Source organism: Fibrobacter sp. UBA3718 (assembly GCF_002371935.1).
Taxonomy (GTDB): Bacteria; Fibrobacterota; Fibrobacteria; order Fibrobacterales; family Fibrobacteraceae; genus Fibrobacter.
On sequence record NZ_DFHR01000013.1, the window covers coordinates 336,397 to 360,272 of the forward strand.

General features: G+C 55.3%; 21 protein-coding genes. 7 read left to right on the plus strand and 14 right to left on the minus strand.

From position 1 onward, the window contains the following. Positions 1–138 precede the first annotated feature (138 nt). Positions 139–1,506: a hypothetical protein gene (locus tag B4A77_RS04630; RefSeq protein ID WP_290738732.1), complete on the plus strand. Its 1,368-nt coding sequence runs from the start codon at positions 139–141 to the stop codon at positions 1,504–1,506. A 77-nt stretch (positions 1,507–1,583) separates the two neighbouring features. Here B4A77_RS04630 and B4A77_RS04635 read toward each other — a convergent pair whose 3' ends face one another. Together B4A77_RS04635 and B4A77_RS04640 are read right to left on the minus strand one after the other, a co-directional pair. Further along, a complete protein-coding gene (locus B4A77_RS04635) occupies positions 1,584–2,357 on the minus strand; it encodes a TIGR03915 family putative DNA repair protein (protein WP_290738735.1) in 774 nt (257 codons plus the stop codon). A gap of 4 nt (positions 2,358–2,361) precedes the next feature. Continuing rightward, positions 2,362–3,717, minus strand: a complete 1,356-nt coding sequence (locus B4A77_RS04640; RefSeq protein WP_290738738.1) for a putative DNA modification/repair radical SAM protein — start codon at positions 3,715–3,717, stop codon at positions 2,362–2,364. Between the two features lie 459 nt (positions 3,718–4,176). Between B4A77_RS04640 and B4A77_RS04645 the strand changes: the two genes are divergently transcribed. Next, entirely contained in the window at positions 4,177–5,463 is a 1,287-nt protein-coding gene (locus B4A77_RS04645) for an O-acetylhomoserine aminocarboxypropyltransferase/cysteine synthase family protein (protein WP_290738741.1), read from the plus strand. 173 nt (positions 5,464–5,636) lie between these two features. Continuing rightward, on the plus strand, positions 5,637–6,569 hold the full coding sequence (gene cysK, locus B4A77_RS04650) for a cysteine synthase A (protein ID WP_072808735.1): 933 nt from the start codon (positions 5,637–5,639) through the stop codon (positions 6,567–6,569). A gap of 78 nt (positions 6,570–6,647) precedes the next feature. On the opposite strand, the gene cobA is transcribed toward cysK, so the two are convergent. The 5 genes from cobA to B4A77_RS04675 all read right to left on the minus strand — a co-directional run bounded on the left by cobA (position 6,648) and on the right by B4A77_RS04675 (position 12,658). Next, positions 6,648–8,201, minus strand: a complete 1,554-nt coding sequence (gene cobA / locus B4A77_RS04655) for a uroporphyrinogen-III C-methyltransferase (protein ID WP_290738744.1) — start codon at positions 8,199–8,201, stop codon at positions 6,648–6,650. A 29-nt stretch (positions 8,202–8,230) separates the two neighbouring features. Continuing rightward, the gene (hemC, locus tag B4A77_RS04660) at positions 8,231–9,295 is read right to left on the minus strand and encodes a hydroxymethylbilane synthase (RefSeq protein WP_290738746.1); all 1,065 of its coding nucleotides are present in this window, start codon (positions 9,293–9,295) and stop codon (positions 8,231–8,233) included. Then, the gene (hemA, locus tag B4A77_RS04665; protein ID WP_290738749.1) at positions 9,288–10,553 is read right to left on the minus strand and encodes a glutamyl-tRNA reductase; all 1,266 of its coding nucleotides are present in this window, start codon (positions 10,551–10,553) and stop codon (positions 9,288–9,290) included. The genes hemC and hemA overlap by 8 nt, the downstream gene beginning before the upstream one ends. 93 nt (positions 10,554–10,646) lie before the next feature. Beyond that, positions 10,647–11,306: a hypothetical protein gene (locus B4A77_RS04670; RefSeq protein WP_290738751.1), complete on the minus strand. Its 660-nt coding sequence runs from the start codon at positions 11,304–11,306 to the stop codon at positions 10,647–10,649. Positions 11,307–11,386: 80 nt separating this feature from the next. Continuing rightward, complete coding sequence (locus tag B4A77_RS04675; protein WP_290738754.1) at positions 11,387–12,658, minus strand: CotH kinase family protein; 1,272 nt, start codon at positions 12,656–12,658, stop codon at positions 11,387–11,389. A 36-nt stretch (positions 12,659–12,694) separates the two neighbouring features. Here B4A77_RS04675 and B4A77_RS04680 point away from each other — a divergent pair, with 36 nt between their 5' ends. Beyond that, the gene (locus B4A77_RS04680; RefSeq protein ID WP_290726838.1) at positions 12,695–13,507 is read left to right on the plus strand and encodes a hypothetical protein; all 813 of its coding nucleotides are present in this window, start codon (positions 12,695–12,697) and stop codon (positions 13,505–13,507) included. 21 nt (positions 13,508–13,528) lie between these two features. On the opposite strand, the gene B4A77_RS04685 is transcribed toward B4A77_RS04680, so the two are convergent. From B4A77_RS04685 to B4A77_RS04705, 5 genes are read right to left on the minus strand one after another with little or no spacing between them, the layout of a single operon-like run. Continuing rightward, entirely contained in the window at positions 13,529–14,515 is a 987-nt protein-coding gene (locus B4A77_RS04685; protein ID WP_290738757.1) for an Lrp/AsnC family transcriptional regulator, read from the minus strand. Continuing rightward, complete coding sequence (gene nirJ1 / locus B4A77_RS04690; RefSeq protein WP_290738760.1) at positions 14,485–15,654, minus strand: putative heme d1 biosynthesis radical SAM protein NirJ1; 1,170 nt, start codon at positions 15,652–15,654, stop codon at positions 14,485–14,487. The genes B4A77_RS04685 and nirJ1 overlap by 31 nt, the downstream gene beginning before the upstream one ends. An 18-nt stretch (positions 15,655–15,672) precedes the next feature. Beyond that, entirely contained in the window at positions 15,673–17,391 is a 1,719-nt protein-coding gene (gene cimA / locus B4A77_RS04695) for a citramalate synthase (protein WP_290738765.1), read from the minus strand. A 30-nt stretch (positions 17,392–17,421) separates the two neighbouring features. Beyond that, on the minus strand, positions 17,422–18,018 hold the full coding sequence (locus B4A77_RS04700; protein ID WP_290731260.1) for a superoxide dismutase: 597 nt from the start codon (positions 18,016–18,018) through the stop codon (positions 17,422–17,424). A 31-nt stretch (positions 18,019–18,049) separates the two neighbouring features. Further along, positions 18,050–19,147, minus strand: a complete 1,098-nt coding sequence (locus B4A77_RS04705) for an exo-beta-N-acetylmuramidase NamZ family protein (protein WP_290738768.1) — start codon at positions 19,145–19,147, stop codon at positions 18,050–18,052. 120 nt (positions 19,148–19,267) lie between these two features. Here B4A77_RS04705 and B4A77_RS04710 point away from each other — a divergent pair, with 120 nt between their 5' ends. From B4A77_RS04710 to B4A77_RS04720, 3 genes are read left to right on the plus strand one after another with little or no spacing between them, the layout of a single operon-like run. Further along, a complete protein-coding gene (locus B4A77_RS04710) occupies positions 19,268–19,729 on the plus strand; it encodes a single-stranded DNA-binding protein (protein ID WP_173365385.1) in 462 nt (153 codons plus the stop codon). A 39-nt stretch (positions 19,730–19,768) separates the two neighbouring features. Continuing rightward, positions 19,769–20,701 (plus strand): hypothetical protein, encoded by a 933-nt coding sequence (locus B4A77_RS04715; RefSeq protein WP_290738771.1) that lies wholly within the window; start codon positions 19,769–19,771, stop codon positions 20,699–20,701. Between the two features lie 9 nt (positions 20,702–20,710). Next, positions 20,711–21,733: an aspartate-semialdehyde dehydrogenase gene (locus B4A77_RS04720; protein WP_290738773.1), complete on the plus strand. Its 1,023-nt coding sequence runs from the start codon at positions 20,711–20,713 to the stop codon at positions 21,731–21,733. A 142-nt stretch (positions 21,734–21,875) separates the two neighbouring features. Here the strand turns inward: B4A77_RS04720 and B4A77_RS04725 are convergent, their stop codons facing one another. Further along, positions 21,876–22,994 (minus strand): aminopeptidase, encoded by a 1,119-nt coding sequence (locus B4A77_RS04725; protein ID WP_290729271.1) that lies wholly within the window; start codon positions 22,992–22,994, stop codon positions 21,876–21,878. Positions 22,995–23,107: 113 nt separating this feature from the next. Beyond that, the gene (locus tag B4A77_RS04730) at positions 23,108–23,866 is read right to left on the minus strand and encodes a fibrobacter succinogenes major paralogous domain-containing protein (protein ID WP_290735582.1); all 759 of its coding nucleotides are present in this window, start codon (positions 23,864–23,866) and stop codon (positions 23,108–23,110) included. Between the last annotated feature and the right edge of the window lie 10 nt (positions 23,867–23,876).

The window sequence follows — 23,876 nt, forward strand, 5'->3', positions numbered from 1 at the left end:
TAATCTTCATGGCACGAAAAATTAACTTTTTTTGTAAAAGTTGAGGTAAAATCTCCCATTTTCGGAAGCAATTCGTCCATTTGTCCATTGTTTTTTCTAAACTTTCGGCATATTAATTTACAAAGGAGAATTCCGAAGATGAAAAAGATGATCCTCGCTTCTTGCGTTCTGGCAGCAGCAGTCTTTGCTGCCCCGGAAGCAGCCCCCGAAGCAGCACCCGCTGCCGAAGCTCCCGTAGCCGAAGCTCCTGCAGCCGAAACCGCAGCCCCCGCTGCTGAAGCCGCTCCTGCAGCCGAAGCTCCCGCTGCCGAGGCCCCCGCCGCCGAAGTCGCTCCCGTAGCAGAAGCACCTGCCGCTGAAGCCGCTCCCGTAGCAGAAGCTCCCGCCGCTGAAGCACCGGCAACCGAAGCCGTCGCCGAAGCAGCCCCTGCCGAAGAACAGGTCGCAGCCGCCGACGAGCAGAAGCCCGCCAAGAAGAAAAAACGCCGCAAGAAAAAGAAAATGATCAAGAACGCCGTGCTCGAAACCCCGAAGCTCGCGTTCGATATCAATGCCGACTTTGAATTGGAAGCTGGCAAGGTCTTCTGGGCAAGCGAAGAAGACGAAATGAGGGACAACCTCGAAACGTGGAACGGCGAAGCCAACTTCGCAGTCCTCGCCGAAGGTGAAAACTTCAAGGGCAAGATCGCCGTAGCGTTCTACCCCGGTGACCTGAAGGACGAAGGATTCGCCGACAAGGACGCCAAGAAGAAAGCCTTCCGTAACGACGAGAACGGCAAGCTCGACGACTACTACTCCCTCGACGAAGCCTGGGCTTTCCAGGAAAACGACCTGATTAACTTCAAGGTCGGTCGCTGGGATAACACCGACAAGAACGGCGACTACTTCGGTGGCTACATCGACGGCTACCTGAACGGTTTCATGTCCACGCAGCCCTCCGAAAACCAGCTGCAGCTCGGCATCACCCCGTCCGAAACGATGGACCTGAACGTGTCCTTCATCAGCCAGTCGGCAAACCTCGACAAGGGTGACCTCCGTGCCGTATTCAACTTCCACAACCTCGAAAGCCTCAAGGACCTGAAGATCCAGCTCGGCTACCGTAGCAACATCTTCGACATGGTCTACGACGCCGACGCTACCGTAAAGCACAACGTGTCTCTCAAGTTCAACGTCCCGCTCTCCGAGAACTTCATCTCGCTCTTCGGTGAAGCGGCCCTCATGAACATCAGTGCCGATGACGATCTGGTTATCCCGCTGACCGGCGGTATAGCCATCTACACTCCGATTGTCGACCGCATCATCGTTGAAGCCGAATACGTGGGCGACCGCCACGAGCACAAGGACTTCCAGAGCAAGTTCGCAGCCAAGCACGTGAAGGACGTTCTCGGAGCCATCTACCTCGAGAAGGCATTCACGGATCGCTTCAGCCTCTCTGCCGGCTTCCACAGCTACGGCAGCACGAGGGACTTCATGCTCTCCGGCAACCTCGTCGGCCGCATCAACTAAGTCCAAGCGCCTAGAATTCGAAAAGGGCCCGCCAACCGGCGGGTCCTTTCATTTAAGAGGTTTGGCGAGGGCCGGAGTTACAGCGCGGGGACGCAGGCGGTCTGCCGCTCGGTAAGGTTCTTCCAATAGCGTACAGGAAGGCAACGGCGCAACAGTTTCGGGTTCTCGCGTTCCTTGATGGCGATGGATTTGTAGTAATCCTGCCACAACTGAGTAAAGGAGTCGCTTCGGATGGCATCCGTCAAGGCGGTCGCATCGGGCAGGGTCACAACGCGACTTTCTCCCGTTCGGTCATGCAGAAGAGCATACTTCCGTCTCTCGTCGTAGATGACCCAGTTCTCATTGGAAAACCTGTTGCGGAAATGAGGTTCGATGAGGAGGAGGACATCATATTTCGGGTCGATTTTCGAGACGTAGAAGTTCCCGGGAGCTTTCGAAAAACGGACCATGCCGAGAAGCCCCCCGGCCTCGTGACGCACCGAATACGCAAGCTTGTATAGCGGGAGCATTTCCGTCGAAGCCACGTTCTTTGCAAAATTCGGATCGTCACCCGCAAACAACTTGCGAAGGTATGCGAGAATCTTCATCTCGACCCCCGGTTCTTCCGAAAGGAACGCCGCATACAACAGGTTAAGCACGTCATCGCCCGCATAATTCACGACGGCGCGACGGAGGCGCGAAGCAGATTCGTCGTTCGTCTCCACACGGAAGTTCTGCTGAAACAGGTTCCCTGTCGCTCCCGTGTCGCGGTCAGGGACAAAGCTTTCCACATCCAGATGCTGGGAATAGATTTCAAAAACGGCGCTCAAGAAGCCGTCGAAAGAAGAATCGTAGGAAATGCAGAGAGACATGGTGTTATCCTGCTGCTAGAAGGTGTGGCTTTGGCAAGGAGATTCCCGCCTTCGCGGGGATGACATTCGTGCTGGGGAATACAGATGGCAACGAGTTTGTTGTTGCGGGCGCGGAAGGCAACAGCAGAGGCGTGCTATCGAAGAGGTCGAGCTGCTGGGTCTTCGAGGGCGCAAGCAACAAGGGCCGGATTATCTCGGGATAGAACTGTCGCACTCCCGCGGGAATGTCGGGATGGTAGATGAAATACTTCGCACGCTTCAGCACCACTCCCATTTTCTTTAGCGTTTCGAGGCGTATCTTGCAATACCTGCGGCTCGAAACAATCAGCTGGGCGGATTTCACCCCGATTCCGGGAACACGCAGGATCATTTCGTAATCCGCCGTCTGCAAGTCGACCGGAAAGAATTCCGGATGACGCAACGCCCACCCCGCCTTCGGGTCAAGATTCAAGTCCAGGTTCGGATGCTTCGCATCCAAAATTTCGTCGTAATCGAACTTGTAGAATCGCATGAGCCAATCCGCCTGATAAAGCCGATGTTCCCGCAAGAGCGGCGGCTTCGTCGTAAGCGCGGGGAGGCGCTTGTCCGCATTTACCGGCACATAGCCCGAAAAGTAGACGCGCTTGAGCCGCTGCTGCCTGTAGAACCCTGCTGACAGCGTGAGAATTTGAAAATCCGTTTCGCCGGAGGCCCCTACAATCATCTGCGTGCTTTGCCCCGCAGGCAAGAAGTTCGGTGTATACCTCCCCCGCGAACCCCCGTACTCAATCTTGCGTTCGGCAAAGTAGTTCATAGGGGCATAAACCGAAGCGTAATTTTTTTCAGGAGCAAGATAGGTAAGCGAACGCTCCGACGGGACCTCGATATTCACGCTAGTGCGATCAGCGTAAAGGCCCGCTTCGTGAAGCAGCTTTTCGGACGCTCCAGGAATACTCTTCAAATGAATGTAGCCGCCGAACCTGTGCATCGTCCGCAATTCCTTCGCGACTTTCACAAGACGTTCCATCGTGGCATCGGGCGACCCCACCACCGCAGAACTCAGGAAGAGCCCCTCGATGTAATTGCGACGGTAAAATTCGAGAGTCAGGTCAATCACTTCCTTTGGCGTAAATGTCGCACGCGGAATATCGTTGCTGCGACGATTCGCACAGTAAGCGCAGTCGTATTTGCACGCATTCGAAAGCAGAATCTTCAAGAGCGAAATGCAGCGCCCGTCAGCCGCCCACGTATGGCAAATTCCCGCCGGACAAGCATCGCCAAGCCCCCTCGGAGGTGCGGAACGCCGAGAACCGCTAGACGAACAGGAGACATCGTACTTGGCAGCGGCAGAGAGAATATTCAATTTTTCGCGGACATCCATATATTACTCATTCATTCACTTGAACTTATGTGCAGTATAAATATAATACTTAGTGAACAAAAAAGCAAGTATTTCATCGATAATACGGAAATTTTTTAGCAAAAGCCCCCTCCTATAGCTTTTCCCTACAATCTAGTTATAGACAGAAACTATTAGTAAGAAAAATATAAGCAAAATTCTTGTACACTCCGTTATTTTCCTATTGAAAAGGTAGGAATTAAGTTCTAATTTATTCCCCGTCGGGCGGACAAGCCGTCAGACAAGTTCAAAACCGGGTAACCGGACCAGCGCGGCAGGGTGCCGCAAAGGCAGGATAGCTTATGAAAGTTCGAATGTGTACCCTAAGTGAGGCTCGCGGAGCTTAAATCCGCCAGGCTGGGCCCCGGCTTGAAATAAAGGGGCACTATTTAACAGGCATCCCGCACGGGGATGGCAAAACAGAAAAAAGGAATTTCACACATGACTACTCAGAACAAGCTCCACTTCGAAACTCTTCAGCTCCATGTTGGCCAGGAACAGGCAGACCCCGCAACCGATTCCCGCGCGGTTCCTATTTACCAGACCACCTCCTATGTTTTCCACAGCGCTCAGCACGCGTCCGACCGTTTCCATCTGAAGGATGCAGGCAACATCTACGGCCGCCTCACCAACACGACGCAGGATGTCTTTGAAAAACGCATCGCCGCTCTCGAAGGCGGTGTCGCTGCCCTCGCGGTTGCATCCGGTGCGGCTGCCCTCACCTACGCCATCACGGCTCTCGCCCGCAAGGGTGACCATGTGGTTGCCCAGCGCACCATCTACGGCGGTACCTACAACCTCCTGGAACACACGCTCCGCCCGTTCGGCATCGACACGACCTTCGTGAATACCCGCGACCTGAAGGAAGTCGAATCTTCCATCAAGGAAAACACGAAGCTCGTGCTCATCGAGACGCTCGGCAACCCGCATTCCGATATCCCGGATATCGAAGCCATTTCTGAAATCGCCCACAAGCACAAGATCCCGGTCGTGATCGACAATACCTTCGGTACTCCTTACCTGATCCGCCCGCTCGAACACGGCGCCGACATCGTGGTGCATTCTGCTACCAAGTTCATCGGCGGTCACGGTACTACCCTCGGCGGCATCATCGTCGACGGCGGCAAGTTCGACTGGGCTGCAAGTGGCAAGTTCCCGCAGTTCACCGAGACGAACCCGAGCTACGGCGTGCCCTTCACGGCCGCTGCAGGCGCTGCTGCCTACATCGTGTACATCCGCGCCATTCTCCTCCGTGACGAAGGTGCCGCGATTTCCCCGTTCAACGCCTTCCTCCTGCTCCAGGGTACGGAAACGCTTTCGCTCCGCCTTGACCGCCACGTGGAAAACACCAAGAAGGTTCTGGAATTCCTCTCGAAGCACCCGAAGGTGGCAAAGGTCAATCACCCGAGTTTCGCCGACCATCCGGACCACAAGCTCTACGAACGTTACTTCCCGAACGGCGGTGGTTCCATCTTCACGTTCGACGTGAAGGGTGGCCAGGCAGAAGCCTTCAAGTTCATTGACTCCCTCAAGATTTTCAGCCTGCTCGCTAACGTTGCCGACGTGAAGAGCCTGGTGGTGCACCCCTACACCACGACGCACTCCGAACTCACTCCGAAGGAACTTGCCGAAGCGGGAATCTCTCCTGCAACGGTCCGCCTCTCCATCGGTACGGAACACTACGAGGATATCATCAACGACCTCGACCAGGCCTTGAACGCAATCTAAGGAATTATAGTATGTACGGACTTTACCTTAATTCTGTTCGATGTTGGCCCTGATAGTAGGCTTTTCATTCGGGCCGTCGACCGCGGCTTAACATCAACAAAATTTTAAACAAGATCCCCGCTCTGATGGCTACGCGCACTAGCGGGGATCACAAAAAAAAAAGGAATTTCAAAATGTCTAAGATTTACACTTCTGCCGACCAGCTTGTTGGTCACACCCCCCTCCTCGAACTCACTCACGTCGAAGCTTCCAACAACCTCGAAGCCAAGATTCTCGCGAAGCTCGAGTACTTCAACCCCGCAGGTTCCGTGAAGGACCGTATCGCGAAGGCGATGCTCGACGATGCCGAGAAGAGCGGCAAGCTCAAGGCCGGCTCCGTCATCATCGAGCCGACTTCGGGTAACACCGGTATCGGTCTTGCTTCCGTCGCTGCCGCCCGCGGTTACCGCATCATCATCGTGATGCCCGAGACCATGAGCGTGGAACGTCGCCAGCTGATGAAGGCCTACGGTGCCGAACTCGTGCTGACCGAAGGCGCAAAGGGCATGAAGGGCGCTATCGCCAAGGCCGACGAACTCGCGAAGGAAATCCCGAACAGCTTCATTCCGGGCCAGTTCGTGAACCCCGCCAACCCGGCCGCCCACAGGGCCACTACCGGTCCCGAAATCTGGGAAGACACCGACGGTAAGGTCGATATCTTCGTGGCGGGCGTGGGTACTGGCGGTACCGTGACCGGCGTGGGCGAATTCCTCAAGAGCAAGAACCCGAACGTGAAGGTCGTGGCTGTGGAACCGGCCAGCTCTCCGGTGCTCAGCAAGGGCGTCGCGGGCTCCCACAAGATCCAGGGTATCGGTGCCGGGTTCGTGCCTGACACGCTCAACACCAAGGTCTACGACGAGATTATTGCTGTCGAGAACGAGGCTGCTTTCGAAGCCGGCCGCGAAATCGGCAAAAAAGAAGGCGTGCTCGTGGGTATCTCTTCCGGTGCTGCTCTCTGGGCTGCAAAGGAACTCGCGAAGCGTCCCGAAAACAAGGGCAAGACGATTGTCGCTCTCCTCCCGGATACCGGCGACCGCTACCTGTCTACGGCACTCTTCGCGGAATAAATCTAGAAGCCATCTCGGATAGGGCGCAAGGATTTCTGTCCTTGCGTCTTTTCTTTATTCGAAATTTTCAGTCGATGGTTAACGAGCCGCGGAATAATATTCCGCAATCTTCTTCACGAGGGAATCCATCGTCGTTTCGTCGGATGTGACCGTTTCAAAGCCGTGCTTGCGGGCGGCGGTTTCCGTCATGCGACCGATGCAGAACGAAAGGGACGGGCGTGCTTCCGCCATCTTGACAAAGTTCTCGACGGCGCTGGTGCTCGCGAATACGACGGCGTCGGCGCCGGCAACGGCTTCGCGCTTCCATTCGGGAAGTTCTGTCACAGGGAGTGTCTCGTAAACGACCCAGCGGGTCGATTTCGGCAGGAGTTCCAACAGCGTATCGTCCGCGAGATTGCCTTGCAGGAGGAGAATGCGGGATTCATCGATTTCCCCCGCGGTCACCTTTGCCGCAAGCAACTTTCCAAGGCCTTCGCCGGTATGGTCTTCGGGCACGTAGTCGCAGCGGATGCCGTATTCGAGCAACTTCTTTTCGGTAATTTTGCCGACGCTCGCAATCTTCTTTCCGGCAAGGACGCGCACATCACAACCTGCGGCGAACAGCGGCCTGAAGAAACTTTCCACGCCGTTCGTGCTCGTGAAGGCGAGGATGTCGAAATTCGCGAGGGCTTTGAAATCGGCTGAGGAGATCCGCGCCTTCGCGGGGATGACATCCCTGGTTTCGATCATCGGGGTTTCGATGACTTCGGCGCCGAGGGCCGTGAGGCGTGCGGTAATCCCGCTGGCCTGCTTTGCGGCACGGGTCACCACGAGGCGCTTGCCGGCAAGAGGCAAGTTCTTTTTCCACGCGAGCGTTTGCCCGAGTTCCACGACGCCACCCATAATCGTAATCGCGGGGGCAGTCACGTTTTCGCGGGCAATCGTCTCCCCCGCAGTCTCGAGCGTCGCCATGACGGTGCGCTGGTACGGAGTCGTGCCCTTCTCGATAAAGGCGAGCGGAGTTTTCGGGTCCTTCCCGCATTCCATAAGCCGGCGGGCAATAAAATCCATGTTGGCGACGCCCATCAGGAATATGAGCGTGCCGGGGCAATGCGCGAGAGTCTCGAAGTCAAGAGAGAGATTCTGGCCTGGATCCTTCGACTCCGCTTCGCTCCGCTCAGGATGACACGTTCTTCCATCCGCCTTTTCATGCCCGGTGATAATGTGAAAGCTCGTCGCAATCCCGCGATGGCTTACAGGTATGCCCGCGTACGCAGGCACGGAGATTGCAGACGTAATGCCCGGAACCACCTCGAATTCGACACCGGCAGCAACAAGTTCCAAAGCCTCCTCGCCGCCACGCCCGAACACGAACGGGTCGCCGCCCTTGAGGCGCGCTATCACACCGCCGGGAAATTCGCAAGCAAATTGCACCAGAAGCCTGTTGATTTCGGACTGTTTGACCTTGTGGTGCGTCGGCATCTTGCCCACGTCCACCATCTTGGCCTTCGGATTGCACATGCCAAGAATTGCAGGCGAAACCAAGCGGTCATAGACCACCACGTCGGCCTTTTCCAGAATTTCCTTGCCACGGAGCGTCAATAGCCCGGGATCGCCGGGACCTGCACCGATTAAATAAACGGTTCCTTTCATCGAGTGTAAAAATAGAAAGTTACAGGGAATCAGCGCGCAAGCTGTTCGCGGATTTTACCCGCAAGAGCAATTCCCGCGTCGCGGGCCTGCGTCACAGCATTTTCAAACGATTCGCCCATACCGGATTCAAGCGCGCCAAACTGCACGCCATGTTCCGCACGGAGCAACCGCTGTGAAGATTCGTCCCAGTAGATGCCGCGGATTTTCATAATCTGCTGGCAGCCTTTCTCCCCGCCATGAATTTGCGAATCATTTGCAAATTCACCCTTCCCTGCAAGAGAAATGAATTCGGCGAAACTCGCCACCGGGAACTGGCAGCCCGCATTGAGCGCCTTGAGGAAGGCCATCTCGGCAACGGCAATGCAATAAGTGGGAGCGTCGTTCACGCGGGAAAGAATGCCCTGGATTCTATCGGTCGCAAGGCTCCCTCCAGAATGACAATCGGCCAAAGTTTCAATCGCGAGAATTCCTTGGCCAGATGCAGGCAGGACCTTGTCGGTATCGAAGTATTCGGTCACCTGGTCTGCAAGGCCCATGCGCTTGAGGCCTGCAGCCGCCAGCACGACTCCGTCAAGTTCATCAAGTTTCGAGAGGCGCGTCTGTATGTTCCCGCGGATGGGCACGTATTCCAAGTCCGGACGGAGCGCCTTGAGCTGCACCACCCTGCGGATGCTGCCCGTACCGACGCGGGCACCCGAGGGCAAGTCCATAAAATGCACGCCGCCTGCACCCCCGCGGGCAATAAACGCATCGCGCGGGTCCTCGCGCTTGAGGACTGCGGCCAGCCTGAATTCCGGCAAGACTTCTGCCGGCATATCCTTGAGGCTGTGGACCGCAATATCGGCGCGACCTTCAAGCAGGGCGACTTCAAGTTCCTTGATGAACACGCCCTTGCCACCGAAGCTCGCAAGGGACTTGTCGAGCCTTCGGTCGCCCTCGGTCGTCATCGTCACGAGTTCGTACGTGAGGCCCGGGTTCGCCGACACGAGGGCGTTGGCGGCAAGCGTAGTCTGCGCCACGGCAAGGGCGCTCTTGCGCGTTGCAATCCGCAGCGGGCGCACATTTCCGCCCTGCGAAAAAACGGCATTATTCATCGCTTGCCTCCAGGCACTTGAGGAACACCTTCACGTCTTCGGGCGAATTGCCCGCCTTTACCTTGTACAGGTAATCGTTCGCCATCTTCTTCGCAAAGCGTTCGTACATCATGCGGATGCGTTCGCGTTCATTTTCCGGCAAGTCGGGCATCGAGCGCAACAGCTTTTCGGATTCCTCGTTCGCGGTTGCAACCATCCTGTCGGCATGCACGCGGATATCCTTCGAAACCTCGTCCATGCGGTACCACTGCAAGAACTCGTCCAGGCCTTCCTTCAAGATCTTCTGCGCGGCCTCGAGTTCCACCATGCGCAGGCGGCGGTTCTCCGAAACAATCTTTTCGAGGTCATCGACGCACACGTACTGCACGCCGGGAATTTCGCCAATGGAGGCTACCGCATTGCGCGGGCTACCGAGGTCAATAATCAAGCGTTTCCGTCGGTCGGTCACTTCGGCTGGTTCGGCAGGCTCACCAACCAACTCAGTGACCTTCTCGAATTCATCCTTCGTGATAAGGGGTTCCTGGCAGATGCTGCACAGTACGACAACATCGCACTTGCCCAGCACCTTGTAGCGGTCCTCGAGCTTCACGGGGGTGAGCACGTCTGCAAACTTTTCGGCATTTGCGAAAGTTCTGCTGCTCGCAAAGATATTCGTGGTGTATTCCTGCACGTACTTGAGCATCAGGGAACCCATCTCGCCTAGGCCCACGATATACACGGAGCGGTTTTCGAGGTCATCGAACGTGCGCTGCACCTGCTTCATCGCCAAAAACGGGATGTTGCAACTGAGCTTGCTCAGGTTTGTCTCCGTCTTGATGCGTTTGGTGGTGTGGATTGCCCCCTGGAATAACTTGTTGAGGCTGTTCCCCGTCGCATGCAGGTTGTGCGCCGTCTCGTAGGCACGGCCAATCTGGTGCAGAATCTGGTCCTCGCCCACGGCCACGGAATCGAGCCCAGCAGACACGTTCATCACATGATGCGCAACGTCGTCACCCGTCTTAAAGTAAAAAAACTTCGCAAAATCCTCGAACCTTTGCCCCGCAAGCTTGCACACGTACTGCACGAGTTCCGCCTCGGCAATATCCCTGTCCGATGCCACGTAGACTTCGGTACGGTTGCACGTCGCAAGAATCAGGAGTTCGTCAAACGGAGAATGGCCGAGCGCTTCCGTCTTCACATCCATCGGGATGTAGAACTTCTCGCGGACTGCGATTTCAGCCACCTTGTGGCTCATGCCTGCCATGTAGATTTTGCGCATGGTACAAAGATAGAAAAAGAAATCCCTGCACAAAGGCAGGGACAACAAATTACTGCAGTTGCCGCAAAACTATACGGCGTCAAGCACTAGGAATTACTGGCACGAATTATAGCGGCCGACGAACTGTATGAAGAAATCTTGCGGGGAACCAACTTCATCATTAAATTCCAACGTGACGGCTGCTACCTTTTTTAATGCTTCTGCGCGATCAATTTTTTTGCCCCAACCGCCCTGTTTGAAATTGTCCCATGGAATATTTACAACAGACATTTCAGACGTCTTGGGCAACTTGTAGTTGAAATTATCATAATCAACTACGACTGCCTCATTCTCGACAGGAATCTCTAAATAAAAGTCTACCGTAGACTTGTAAACAATACAGAGACCATCCCAATCTGTAACATCAGCGCCCTTTCGGGCTCCCACGATATAATACCCATCATTTAGAGACTTATTATGTCCTGTATTTACCCAACTATATGTCCAAGCCCCCTTAATCTCTTGTTTAAGCCCGCACCACATGTCGCCACAAGCGATAGACCCAGAAGAGGAAGAAGACGAACTATAGTCCACACCACGTACTTCTACAGTCGGACACGAAATCGTTCCCCCAAAAATCGGATTCGACAAACCAACTTCTACTCCCACAATTACGCTGGAATAGGGTCCACCAACCGTAATTTTTCCACTAAACTCGTGAGAAAACCGCATTGACATGTCTGGAGTCTCATCTAAATAAAGCCCAGCATCCATGTTCCCCGGAAAGGACGAATCCAATCTTGGACTGATTATATAACCATCATTACAGCCGTCAACCTTCCAATAAATTTTGCTTAGGATCCATCGTTCAATTCGGCATCGATCCACTGAAAACGCCGTTCCATCCAGTCCAGCATGACCGAAATGGCCTCTGCATAGTCCTCGTAGGGCTCCTTGAGCGCCCAGTTCTCGGTATTGCTCATTATCGGCCAACGCCGGTATTCGTTCTTGACGGCCTTTTCGATGATGGCCCTATACAGGGGGACGCTGTCGGCCAGGGCGTGGATTGTCTCGCGGTGTTCCATCCAATACAGCCTCGCCTCCTCTTTCACTTCCGGGCTCCGGAACATGGAACCGAACCACCTGTATTTCCGGATGTACCAACCGTCGAAACCGCGGTTCCGCTCGTAGGATTCGTTGCCGAAAGATATATCGAAATCCCAAATCGGGCCAAAATGAATCTTGCCGCCCTTCTGCCATGTCATGAAAATGCTTCTGCCAAAATTGGCATCCTCGTTCTTCGAGAATTCCTGGACCCAGTAATAGGGCATAAAATCGTCCATATCCACCCATTCCGCGACAGCACCGCTATCTATGGTGCAGGCCCGCTGCAGGCAGCGTTCAAAGTCACACAGGTGCGTTCGCAAAAGCTCCATCGACTCCTGCGACACATTCTTGGGAGACCTCACGTGGAACGGTTCTCCCGTGCACGAACGAAAGAACGGTGAATCTATCTTCTTTTCGCCTTCCTTCTCGAAAAGGAACGAGGTGTCATTTTCCGCGATGTTCACGCGTTCCTTCGCGACCTTGACCGATTCCATGAGGAGGTAGAGCCCCATATACCTGCGGTTCAAGTAAAGTTCCACAAAGCGGCAGCGCGGCGTGTACGGCATGCCCAACCATTCCGAAAGACGCGTTGCCATATAGTTTCGCAGGTGCGCCTTGTCGCCATAGTTGGCCACAAGCACCCAGTCACGACTTGCGGGCATTCCAAGAAAGGCGAGTTTATCCTTAAATTCCAGTTTCAGGCCGTACTTGGGCATCTTGAAACTCGAATTGCCACGACCATGGACTGTCAGCTCCAGGACTTCGCTTTCGGGGCCCGAGTCCCCATAAATTTGAAGGAACGAAGGATGGATTGTTTCCCGGTCGCGGATGCCCGAAAAATTCTCGGTTTCGATGACAATACGTGGCAAGTCCGCATAGGGATATTCGGAATCGTCGAGCGGCAAATAGTCGGGAGACGGGTCGGTCGTCTCGTTCTGGCATCCGACCACACAACAGCCAAAGCACAGAAGCACCGCAACTGCAACCGGCAATATGCACTGTCGAAAATGTTCACGCATCCTGCATCTAAAATAACAATTTTTATCTTTCTCCCCATGAAACCGGCAATCGCATGCACCTTGTTTTTGTTCGCCGTGGCGGCACACGCCACCGAAGTCCTGCATCCGATTCTGCCGCCCGCAAGCAGCCTCAGCATCCAGGGAACCGAGGAACTGGACGAAGACGTCTACAGCACAGACATGGCAGTCTCGCTGGAATACGCCCCGCTTTCGCGTATCAGCCTTTATGTCGACGGCTCCTTCCGTTTCATGAGCTACAGCTACGAGTATTCGACCGAAGGGTATCTCCACAACTACTGCAACCTGCACGTGAACGGATTCAACGAGACGTATGCGGGAATCCGCGGGATCCTGTATAAAAACATCGGGCTCGATCTAGGCTGGAGATTCCCGCCCGGCGAAGGATCGCAAAAGAACCGGTTCCACCGCCTCAACGTCGAACCGTTCACTTACCTGCAATTTTCAAGGCACCTCGTTTTAGGCACCTCCCTGCGCTACAACATGTTCCTCGAAGACAAGAACTACATGCCGGGCGATGAAATCGGCATCAAGGCGTCCTTCGTGTGGAAACTCGGCTGGAACGACTCTCTCCATACAGGTTGGAAATTTAGCGAGGTATTCCTCTACCAGGCGCGCATCACGGATTCCGAGAACAGAAACCTCGACAAGCGCTTCCGCAAGATGGACGACAAATACCGGGGTTATAAAATGAAATTCGATGCCACCCGCTTCTTCAGAATCTACGGGCTACCGGTCGGCATCGGTTTCAACTACGAAATCCACGACGGGACCCTCTTCGGATTCGAGACGGGACACCGCGTGGGAATATACCTGCAGGCCACCCCTTAGGCTATATTTCTGACAGCGCCGCTAGGCGAAAAAATCAAAGCTTGTTTTCTTGAGTTCGCGGAGGGAATGGAGCACGACATAATCGGGACTCCCGATAGATTCCGCGGCACCCTTTATGAATGTTTCGAGTTCCGCGGCAGACTGGGCATGCATCATCGCATAGAGCGTGTAAGGGAAGCCTTCGAAGGAAGGGCGCTCGTAACAATGGGATACATAGGGCTTTTGCGCGAGGACATCGCCGGCAGAGCCCGGGGCATCAAAGCACACCATCGCATTGAACGCGAAACCCGCATCCTGGTGCCGAAGGATAGCCCCGAAACGGCGCATCCTCTTTTGCGCAAGGTCGTCGCGGAGGGCCTCGATAGGAACACCCCAGTCCGCAAACGGCGTGAGCGTATGCGGAATATCGCCACAGGCTATGCGGATGCGAGCCCTGTCGGACGACGATAACGCAGCAATGAAATGCCCACCTCGATCGTCATTCCCGCGTAGGCGGGAATCTTCATTTCTTTCGTCTGCGCCCTTCCCCATCACCGTGTTTATCTTAAACTTTTTCGTTGCGGCAAGGATATGCACATCGTGCAAATCCGTAGTGGAGCAAAGCCCCTCGACAACCGCACGAATTTCACCTTCGGACTCCGCGATGACGGTAAACCACACATTGTATTCGTGACTGCGTACGTAATTGTGCGTAATCGCAGAAATCCCGTTGACTACAGCTGCGAATTTATCCACATCGGAAACCTTGCCCGCACAGAGCCGCGAAATAAACCCGAGCCTATGCGAATCGTAGATGCCACCGATGCGACGGACAATCCCAGAATTGCGGAGGTTCTCGACCGCTTCGAAGACAGCCTGTTCGGTGACGGTTTCACCCTCGCCTCGCCCATTCAGGACATCCGCAAGCGCCCGGTAAGGCCGCTCTTCCAGCGGGAAGGCGTCCTGAATGGTATCCAGAAGCGTTTGTTCGAGCGGGGTCAGGATATTTCCTCGTCCGTCAAATAACATGCCGGATCCTGTTCCCAGAAATCTCCGGTCACGGCCTCGGCGCGGGTGCGGAAGTTGCCATTGCACAGGTTCAGGTAGGCGCACTTGGGGCAGCGTCCCTTCAAAATCGGCTTCCTGTTCTTGAGCCCCGCCATAATCGGGTTCGATTCGTCGCTCCAGATTTCGCCGAAGTTCCTTTCACGAACGTTCCCGAGGGTAATATACTGCGTGAACTGGTCGGGATGAACGTTCCCAATGCTGTCGATGTTACCGAAGGCCATACCGCTGCGGTTACCGCCATTACGCTGGATAAGTTCCAGCACCTTCTCTGCTCGGGCAGGGTCCTCGCGTTTCATGCGCAAGTAAAGGTAGACTGCATCGGCGTGGTTATCGACGGTCAGAATTTCCTTGTTTATCCCGCGCTTCTTGAAGTCGAGCGTGCGGTCAATAATCAGGTCCATCGCCTTGCGGCTTTCTTCGTGATTCAAGTCGTTTGCGACCATCGCGGAACCGCGCCCGCTATACACCAGGTGATAGAAACACACGCGGTCGATATTCTCGCTTTCGAGCAGGTCAAAAATCGCATTCAAGTCCTGCACGTTGTAGCGCGTAATCGTAAAGCGCAGCCCCACCTTCTGGCCGGTCGCCACGCAGTTGCGGATACCGCGAAGAGCAAGCCTGTAGGCCCCCTCCTTGCCGCGGAACTTGTCATGCGTCGCCTCGCAACCATCCAGGCTAATGCCCACGTAACCCACGCCCATGTCCTTCAACTTCTTTGCAACGTCGGGCGTAATGCAGGTGCCGTTCGTGCTGATGGTCGGGCGGATTCCCTTGCTTGCCGCATAGTTCGCAAGTTCAAAAAAGTCCGGGCGCAAGAGCGGTTCACCACCGCTAAAGAGGATTACCGGCACCTTGAAATCGGCAAGTTGGTCAATAAGCGCCAAGCCTTCTTCGTGGGTCAATTCGTTCTGGTACTTGATGGCTTCGGAGCGGGCGTAACAGTGCACGCAGCTCAAGTTGCACGTCTTGGTGCAGTTCCATACCACCACGGGGCCGCGTCCCGGCGCCACGCCATTCTTGCACTCATGGGCCCGCGGTTCATAGCGGAGCTGGTCCCCGAAGTTCGGAGTATCCATCAAAAGCTTGGTAATGCTTATCATAAAGATTTCCAGAAGAGGCTACTTCCTCTTCTTGTTCCTCGTGATGTCAGCGAGATTCTTCACCTTGCGGGCAGAGAGTTTCTTCGGCTTCGCAGGAGCGGGTTCCTCGTCCTTCACAGCAGCTTTCGAAGCAACCGGCTTCACGTCGATATGCTTATAGGCACCCTCGATGACCTTGTTGTCCACAAGAATCTTGTAGGTAAGCCCATCGACAAACGCCATCCAGCTCGCCTCGATGATGTTGCTCGAGACTCCGACCACATTCCAGTAGCCCTTCTCGTCGCCAAAGGTCGTCCACACGCGCACCGTCGCGTCAGAAGCCACGTTGGACCCCAGCACGCGCACCTTGTAGTCATCGAGCTTGACTTTCGCCATGTTCGGGAAGAACGGGAGCAAAGCCTTGCGCAGCGCCGCGTCGAGAGCGTTCACCGGGCCGTCGCCTTCGCTCACCTGATGGCTAATCTTGTCGCCAATCTGGAGTTTGACGGTCGCCTGCGAAACGGACACACCCTGCGGAGTCTTGTCTTCGATGACGCGGTAGCCCAGCACCTTGAACGGTTCCTGCACCATGCCCAAGTGGCGGTACACCAAAAGCTTGAAACTGGCCTCGGCAGAATCGAAATGCCAGCCCGCGTTTTCACGCTCCTTGATGAGCGTGAGCAGCTTGCCCACTACAGGGTCTTTCTTGTCAATACCCGGCTTGATAGCCTTGAGCTTTTCCACAACGAGAGAGCCTCCCGCTTGGTCGCTCGTGACGAACACGCGGTCGTTACCCACCTCGTGCGGGTCGATATGCTCGAAGCTGCGGCTCACCTTCATCACGCCGTCGATATGGGCACCGCCCTTGTGCGCAAACGCCGCATCGCCCACGTACGGGGCATGCACGTCGCTCGGGAGGTTCACAATCTGGTCCACGTTGCTGCTCAGCTGGCGGAGGCGAGCCATTTTTTTGGCGGCAAAGAACTTTGCGCCCATCTTGAAATGAAGATCGGCGGCAATGGTCGTGAGGTTTGCGTTTCCGCAACGCTCGCCATAGCCATTCACAACGCCCTGCACCATAGTCGCACCGCACTTGACGGCATAAATACTGTTGCATACGGCAAGGCCCGCGTCATTATGCACGTGGATGCCGATGGGCGTCGAAATCTGTTTCTTAACGTCCTTCACAATCTGTTCAAGTTCCCACGGCATCGTCCCGCCGTTCGTATCGCAAAGCACGATGCAGTCCGCACGGCCGCGTTCCGCAGCCTTCAGCGTCTCGATAGCGTATTGCGGGTTCGCCTTGTAGCCGTCAAAGAAATGTTCCGCATCGTAAATCACCTCCTCGGAATGGTCCTTGAGGTAGTCGACGGAAGACTCGATCATGTCGAGGTTCTCTTCTAGCGTGGTGCGGATGACGTCGGTCACGTGCAGGTCCCAGCTCTTGCCGAAAATCGTCTTGACCGGGGCTTCCGACTTCACGAGCGCCTGCAGCAGCGGGTCATTCTCGGGCAACACCTTCGGACGGCGCGTAGAGCCGAACGCGGCGATCTTCGCATGTTTCAGCTTCACTTCCTTGATTTTGCGGAAGAATTCCTCGTCGGTCGGGTTGCTCGGATTGGGCCAGCCCCCTTCGATGTAGTCAAAACCGAAATGGTCAAGAATTCGCGCAATCTGCAGCTTGTCGGCGAGAGAAAGGCTTATCTTGCGGTCTTGGTTACCGTCACGGAGGGTTGTATCGTATAAAAGGACTTTCATGAGCGCAAAGATAGAAAAATATCCCCGCGACTAGAGCCTATTGTTCACCACGTCCCAATCGATGATGCTCCACAGCGCCTTGAGGTAGTCCGGGCGGCGGTTGCGGTAGTCGATGTAGTAGGCATGTTCCCACACGTCGAACGTGAGAAGCGGCTTGAGGCCCCTGGCGAGCGGGTTCTGGGCGTTGCCTTCCTGCGTAATCACGAGTTTGCCCGATGCGTCGGCGGATAGCCAGACCCAGCCGGAACCGAAGAGGGAGGCTCCCTTCGCCTGGAATTCTTCCTGGAACTTTTCGAAGGAACCAAAGTCGCGGACAATAGCCTCGGCAATTTTACCGAACGGCGTATTGCTAGCAGACGGAGACCTGAACTGCATAAAATACATGTAGTGGTTCAGGAACTGCCCCGCATTGTTGAACACGCCCCCTTCGGCGCTTTTCACGATGTCTTCGATAGACTTGCCCTCGAAGGCACTCCCCGGGAGGGCCGCATTCAGGTTGTTGAGGTAAGTCTGCAGGTGTTTCGCATAGTGAAATTCAATGGTTTCAGCACTCAGTGCCGGAGCCAAGTCCCCCGCCGCATACGGAAGGGCGGGCATTTCAAATTTTCCATTGACCGGTTGAATCATGTAAGCCTCTTTATTTGCGGTCGTGCCGCGGTTAAATGCTACTTTCGATAAATTCCTTGCGGAACGTGCCGTTGCCGAGCAGGATGTCGATGGGCAACTTCTTGAACTCATATTCGTAGGGCGGTTGCTTCCAGGCGAAATCCTTCGGGTACTCGTTGAAGATGTACTGCAACAGCTTTACCGCCATGTCGAAACTGCGGAACTTGTCACGGTCGAGCACGTGTATCTGCGCGCCTCCGCAAATCTGCCCCGCGCCCTTGTGGAACGTGGGCTGGAAGTAGTTCTCACGGAAGTACACGCCGGGAAGCTTGAGCCCGTTCATGTACTTGCAGAGCTTTACGGCATCGATAAACGGCGCACCGAAAATCTCGAACGGGCGCGTAGTACCGCGGCCTTCGCTCACGTTGGTGGCCTCGAAAAGGCACATGCCCGGATAAACGATGGCGGTATCGAGCGTAGGCATGTTCGGGCTCGGTAAAATCCACGGGAGCCCCGTCTGGTCGTACCACATCTTTTTGTCGTAGCCTTCCATGCCGAGCACATAGAGTTCGCACTTGGGGAAGCGTTCTTCCTTGAACTGCACCGCAAGTTCGCCAATGGTCTTCGCGTGACGCGTGCGGATGCTGTGGAGTCCCACGAAACTCGTGTAGTCTAGATCCAGCACCGGGCCTTCCTCGTCCACACAGTTGATGGGGTTCGGACGGTCCACAACGATGACAGGGATGCCGGCCTTCTCGCAGGCTTTCATACAAAGGAACAACGTCCAGATGAACGTGTAGTAGCGGGCGCCAACGTCCTGCAAGTCCACGAGCATCATGTCCACGTGGCTAAGCATCTCGGGCGTGGGTTCGCGGTGTTCGCCGTACAGGCTATAGACGGGTATGCCCAGTTCGGGGTCGGTGTAGCCCTCCCACTCGATCATATTGTCCTGTGTGTGGCCCTTGATGCCGTGCTGCGGGCCAAAGAGGGCCGAAAGCTTGAACAGCTTGCCGTCGTATTCCTTGAGGAGGTCAAGGGTGTAGTGCAGGTCCGGGAGGACCGATGCCGGGTGGAGGACGGCGCCGAGGCGCTTGCCGCGGAGATTTACGGGAAAAACCTTTTCAAAACGTGAAAGAGCCAAAGTAGTCATATGTCCCAAAATATAAAATAATGTAGTCAAAGTCAAAAAAAATCCCCAAAATGGCACAAAGTGTCAAAATGTTTTTTTTATTTTTGGAATAGAAACAAAAAACAACAGACAGGTAAAAATATGGCATATCTAAACAAAGTGATGCTCATTGGTAACATCGGAAAGGACCCTGAAATTCGCATGAGCCAAACCGGCGGCCGCAAGCGCGTCGCCTTCTCCCTCGCCACTAGCCGCCGTTACCGCGACAACAATGGCGAACAAAAAGAACAGACCGACTGGCACAACATCGTCGGCTGGGGCAAGATTGCCGACATCGTCGAACAGCTCGGCATCCGCAAGGGCATGAGCCTCTACGTGGAAGGCACCCTCACCAACCGCAGCTGGACCGACCAGAACGGCCAGAAGCGCTACGCAACCGAAGTGAACATGGACACCTTCCAGCTCCTCGGCCCCCGCACCCCGGGTGCCGGCCAGGGCGGCAACTACCAAAGCGCCAACCAGGGCAACAGCTATTCTTCACAGAACAGCGCCCCCGCCTTCGAAAGCGCCATGCCCGAGGGCGACGACGACCTCCCGTTCTAGCGTTCGACTATGAACCAGGACGTAGCCAATATTTCATTGATGTTCGTGCTCCCGCTCGGGATCACGTTCATCACTATTCTCCAGACGGCAGCTGCTCCCGAGCGCATGCACAAGATTATCGGCGCGGGGCTTTCGTTCCTCGTCGTCGTAATGGACAGTCTCTTCTACTTCACGAAGAACTCCTTCATCAGCTACAACGCCGACGGCGGACTGCTTCTAGCATTTGCAAGTCTTCTCTTGTTCGGAATTCTGAACGTTATCCGCAGCGAGGATGTCCCGGCGAAAGTCGCGAACATCCTTTTTTGCGTATTCATGCTTTCGGCTTTCGTGGGAATCGCCTACTGGGAGCGCCCGACCCTCCTCGTTACGGCCGACTACACGCCCGCCGAGCTAGCCGCCCAGAACGCGAAATACCAGGACTACATCGCCTCGTTCCAGAACGGTGAAGGAGGCAAGTGGCAAGAGGCCCCGAAAGGCCGCTCCGCAGCGCCGAATGCCGGGACGGCCACCCCAGGCGCGCAGCCGCGTCTGAGTGATGCCGCCAGGAGCAGACTCGACAAGTATGTCGACGAGTGCACCAAAGTCATCGACCGCATGAACTCCATCATGGCGAGCATCGAGAGCTTCGGGACCATTCCCGCAAACGCGTCCGAATCCGAACGCGAGCAAAAAAGCCAGCAGGCGCTCGCCATCAACAACAACGCGACCGCACTCAACAAGAAGACTCTCGGGCTGTTCCATCCGCACGAATCGAGCGAGGCACACTCCGAAATCATCCAGGCGAGCGAAAGCGTCCGCCTTGCCGCGTACTCGCTGTACACCTACACCCTGCAAGAAAACGCACAGGAGCAGGCCAACCAGTACAGTCAGTGCAGAAACCAGATTACGCAGGCAAGGGTATCACTGGACCGCTTCTGGAAGGACATCGAGAACTTAAAATCAAACTACCAACCTCAACAAGAAGATAATTAAAGGTTAATTATGATTCGCAACGTTGCCATCATGGGCGCAACCGGCGCCGTCGGCCAGGAAATCCTCTCCATCCTCGAGGAACGCAACTTCCCGCTGCAGAGCCTCAAGCTCCTCGCTTCCGAGCGCAGCGCGGGCAAGGAATTCAAGTTCAAGGGCGAATCGCTCAAGTGCGAAGTCCTGAACAAGGATTCCTTCAAGGGTATCGACCTGGTGCTCAGCTCCGCCGGTGCCGCGATTTCCCAGGAATTCGCCCCCATCGCCGTCGAGAACGGCGCCGTGGTCGTCGACAACACGAGCTTCTTCCGCATGGACCCGAAGGTCCCGCTGGTCGTGCCCGAAGTGAACCCCGAAGACATCAAGCTCTACAAGGCTGAAAACGGCGGCAAGGGCATTATCGCCAACCCGAACTGCACGACCATCATGATGGTTGTGGTCTTGAACCCGATCGAGAAGATTTCTCACATCAAGAAGATTCACATTTCTTCTTACCAGAGCGCAAGCGGCGCAGGTGCCATCGCCATGGAAGAACTCAAGCAGCAGTACAAGGACATCATCGAGACGGGCACCACCACGCACATCAACAAGTTCCCGTTCCAGCTCGCGTACAACGTGATTCCGCAGATCGACAAGATGACGGAAAACGACTACACGAAGGAAGAAATGAAGATGTTCAACGAAACGCGTAAGATTATGCACTCCGACGTGCGTACGAGCGCTACCTGCGTGCGCGTGAGCTCGCTGCGTTCCCACTCCGAATCCGTGTGGTTCGAGACCGAGCGTCCGGTTTCTGTCGAAGAAATCCGCAACGCTTTGAAGAACGCCCCGGGCGTGACCCTCAAGGACGACCCGCAGAACTACGTTTACCCCATGCCGCTCGAAAGCGCAGGCAAGGACAACGTGTTCGTTGGCCGTATCCGCAAGGACCTCGCCGACGACAACAGCAACACACTGTGGCTCACCGGTGACCAGATCCGCAAGGGCGCTGCCCTCAACGCCGTGCAGATTGGGGAGATCTTGGCCAAGGGCGTGTAATCCCGAGTGTCATCCCCGCGTGATTCGGCACAAGGTCGCTGAGCTTGTCGAAGCGCACCAACCATAACGGGGATCTTCTATTACAAGCATCAAAAAACCGTCCCGCAAAAGGACGGCTTTTTTCATAGGATGACGCCAAGCGTCACTTTCCCAGTTGGTCCGGGTTCAGGCACTTGAGTTCGTCAATCACGAACAGGCCGTCCTTGCGGATGAGCTTGTCGTCGAACCAGATTTCACCGCCACCGTATTCCGGGCGCATGATGAGCACCAGGTCCCAGTGGATGGCGGAATTGTTGCCGTTCGGAGCTTCCTCGTAGCACATGCCCGGCGTAAAGTGGATGCTGCCAGCAATCTTCTCGTCGAAGAGGATGTCGCACATCGGCGCGTTCACGAACGGGTTGAAACCGATGGCGAACTCGCCCACATAGCGTGCACCCTCGTCGGTATCGAGAATGGCGTTGAGCTGCGCATTATCGCCCGTTTCGCAGGTGGCGTCCACAATCTTCCCGTCCTTGAATTCCAGGCGGATGTTGCTGAACTGCTTGCCCTCGTAGAGCGTGGGCGTATTGTAGTGAATCACGCCGTTGATGCTGTTGCGCACGGGCGCGGTATAAACTTCGCCGTCCGGGATGTTCATGTTGCCGCAGCACGGAATCGCAGGGATATCCCTGATGCTGAACGTGATATCGGTGCCGTTTGCCACGAGGCGCACCTTGTCCGTCTTGTTCATGAGGTTCACGAGATTCTGCGCGGCGCGGCCCATGCGCGGGTAGTCCGCGAGGCACGCCTGGAAGTAGAAGTCCTCGAACGCCTCGGTACTCATCTTCGCGCCCTGCGCCATGGAGGCGTTCGGCCAGCGGAGTACGCACCAACGCGTCTTGTTCACGCGGTAGTCGAGCGTTTCCTTAGTCATCTTGCGGTACATGAGCATTTTCTCGTCGCTCACGTCGCAGTTTTCCATGAAGTTGTCGGCCCCGCGGATGGCGATGTAGGCCTGCATCTTCTTCATCTCGGCAAGGGCAAGTTCGGCCTCGACCTTCATCTGGGCTTCGCTTGCAGAAAGGAGCATCTGGCGGCGCACGCGGCTCTTGGAGTTGCGCACGAAGGCGTTGCCCCCCACCTTCTCGACAGCCTTGATGAGCTCGGTAGAAACTTCGTCGGGCGTGTCGGTCGTTTCGATAAGGATGTTCTCGCCCGCCTTCAGGGCAAGCGCGTTGTTAATCAGATTTTCTGCAAGTTTCGTAATACGCGGATCGGTCATTTCAATTTCTCCATTTTGTTCCGCGTGAGAATATAGCAAAAAGGAGAAACAAACGCAAGAACAGGGACCCGCTCAAAAAAAATTGAAAAGGGGCCGCTTCACTCGCCTCACTACTAGTCCTTGAGGCAACGAACAGAAAACCCGTAGTTCTTGATGTCGTCGTCCAGGTCCACATCGTCGCTGCTGTAGTCCAAGTACATGCTGTACGTGTTGAGGCTATTGCTCTCTGTAGAACTCCAGAAGGCCGCGTTGCTGCCCTCGTAGTAATAATACCCGTTGTAGCTCCTGTTGCCGGCAGGGAGAGCGGAGAAGGCGAAGGCATCCTCGTTGGTGATGCCGCTATACGCCGTCCAGCCAGTCGCGGACTTGAGCATCTTGCCTGCGGTTGAATGACCGCCGACTGCAGTGAACAAAGTTTTGAATTCCGCTTTTGTTGGCAGATGCCAGCCCTCAGGGCATATTCCTCGCACAGGATAAGTCGGAGAACAGGTTGTGCCATAACCGCAACCCTTGCCGTTTGTGCTCCATGTGCCCACGCTATCCATCGCTGCAGCCCACGTGTAAAGGCGACCGTACTTGGTGCAGTAGCTTGCACTGTCTTTGTAGCACCAACTGGTGGAATCAGAGGTATAGTCTAGACGTTTATAAGGAACATCAGTATAGGCGTAGTTGAGGTTCTGGGCCATCCAAGTCTGAGTGCCGATGGTAACCGTCTTGTAAGTCTGGCCGTCGCGGGAATCTGTCATAGTTCCGGTGGACACACTTGTCTCGCTATCGCTCGACAGCGGTGTGACGCCATCGCTGCAGGCAACAAGCAGCAGAACGGAAACTGCAGCAACAACAAAAGAAAGTCCATGTTTCGCTTTTAGCATAACCTAACCT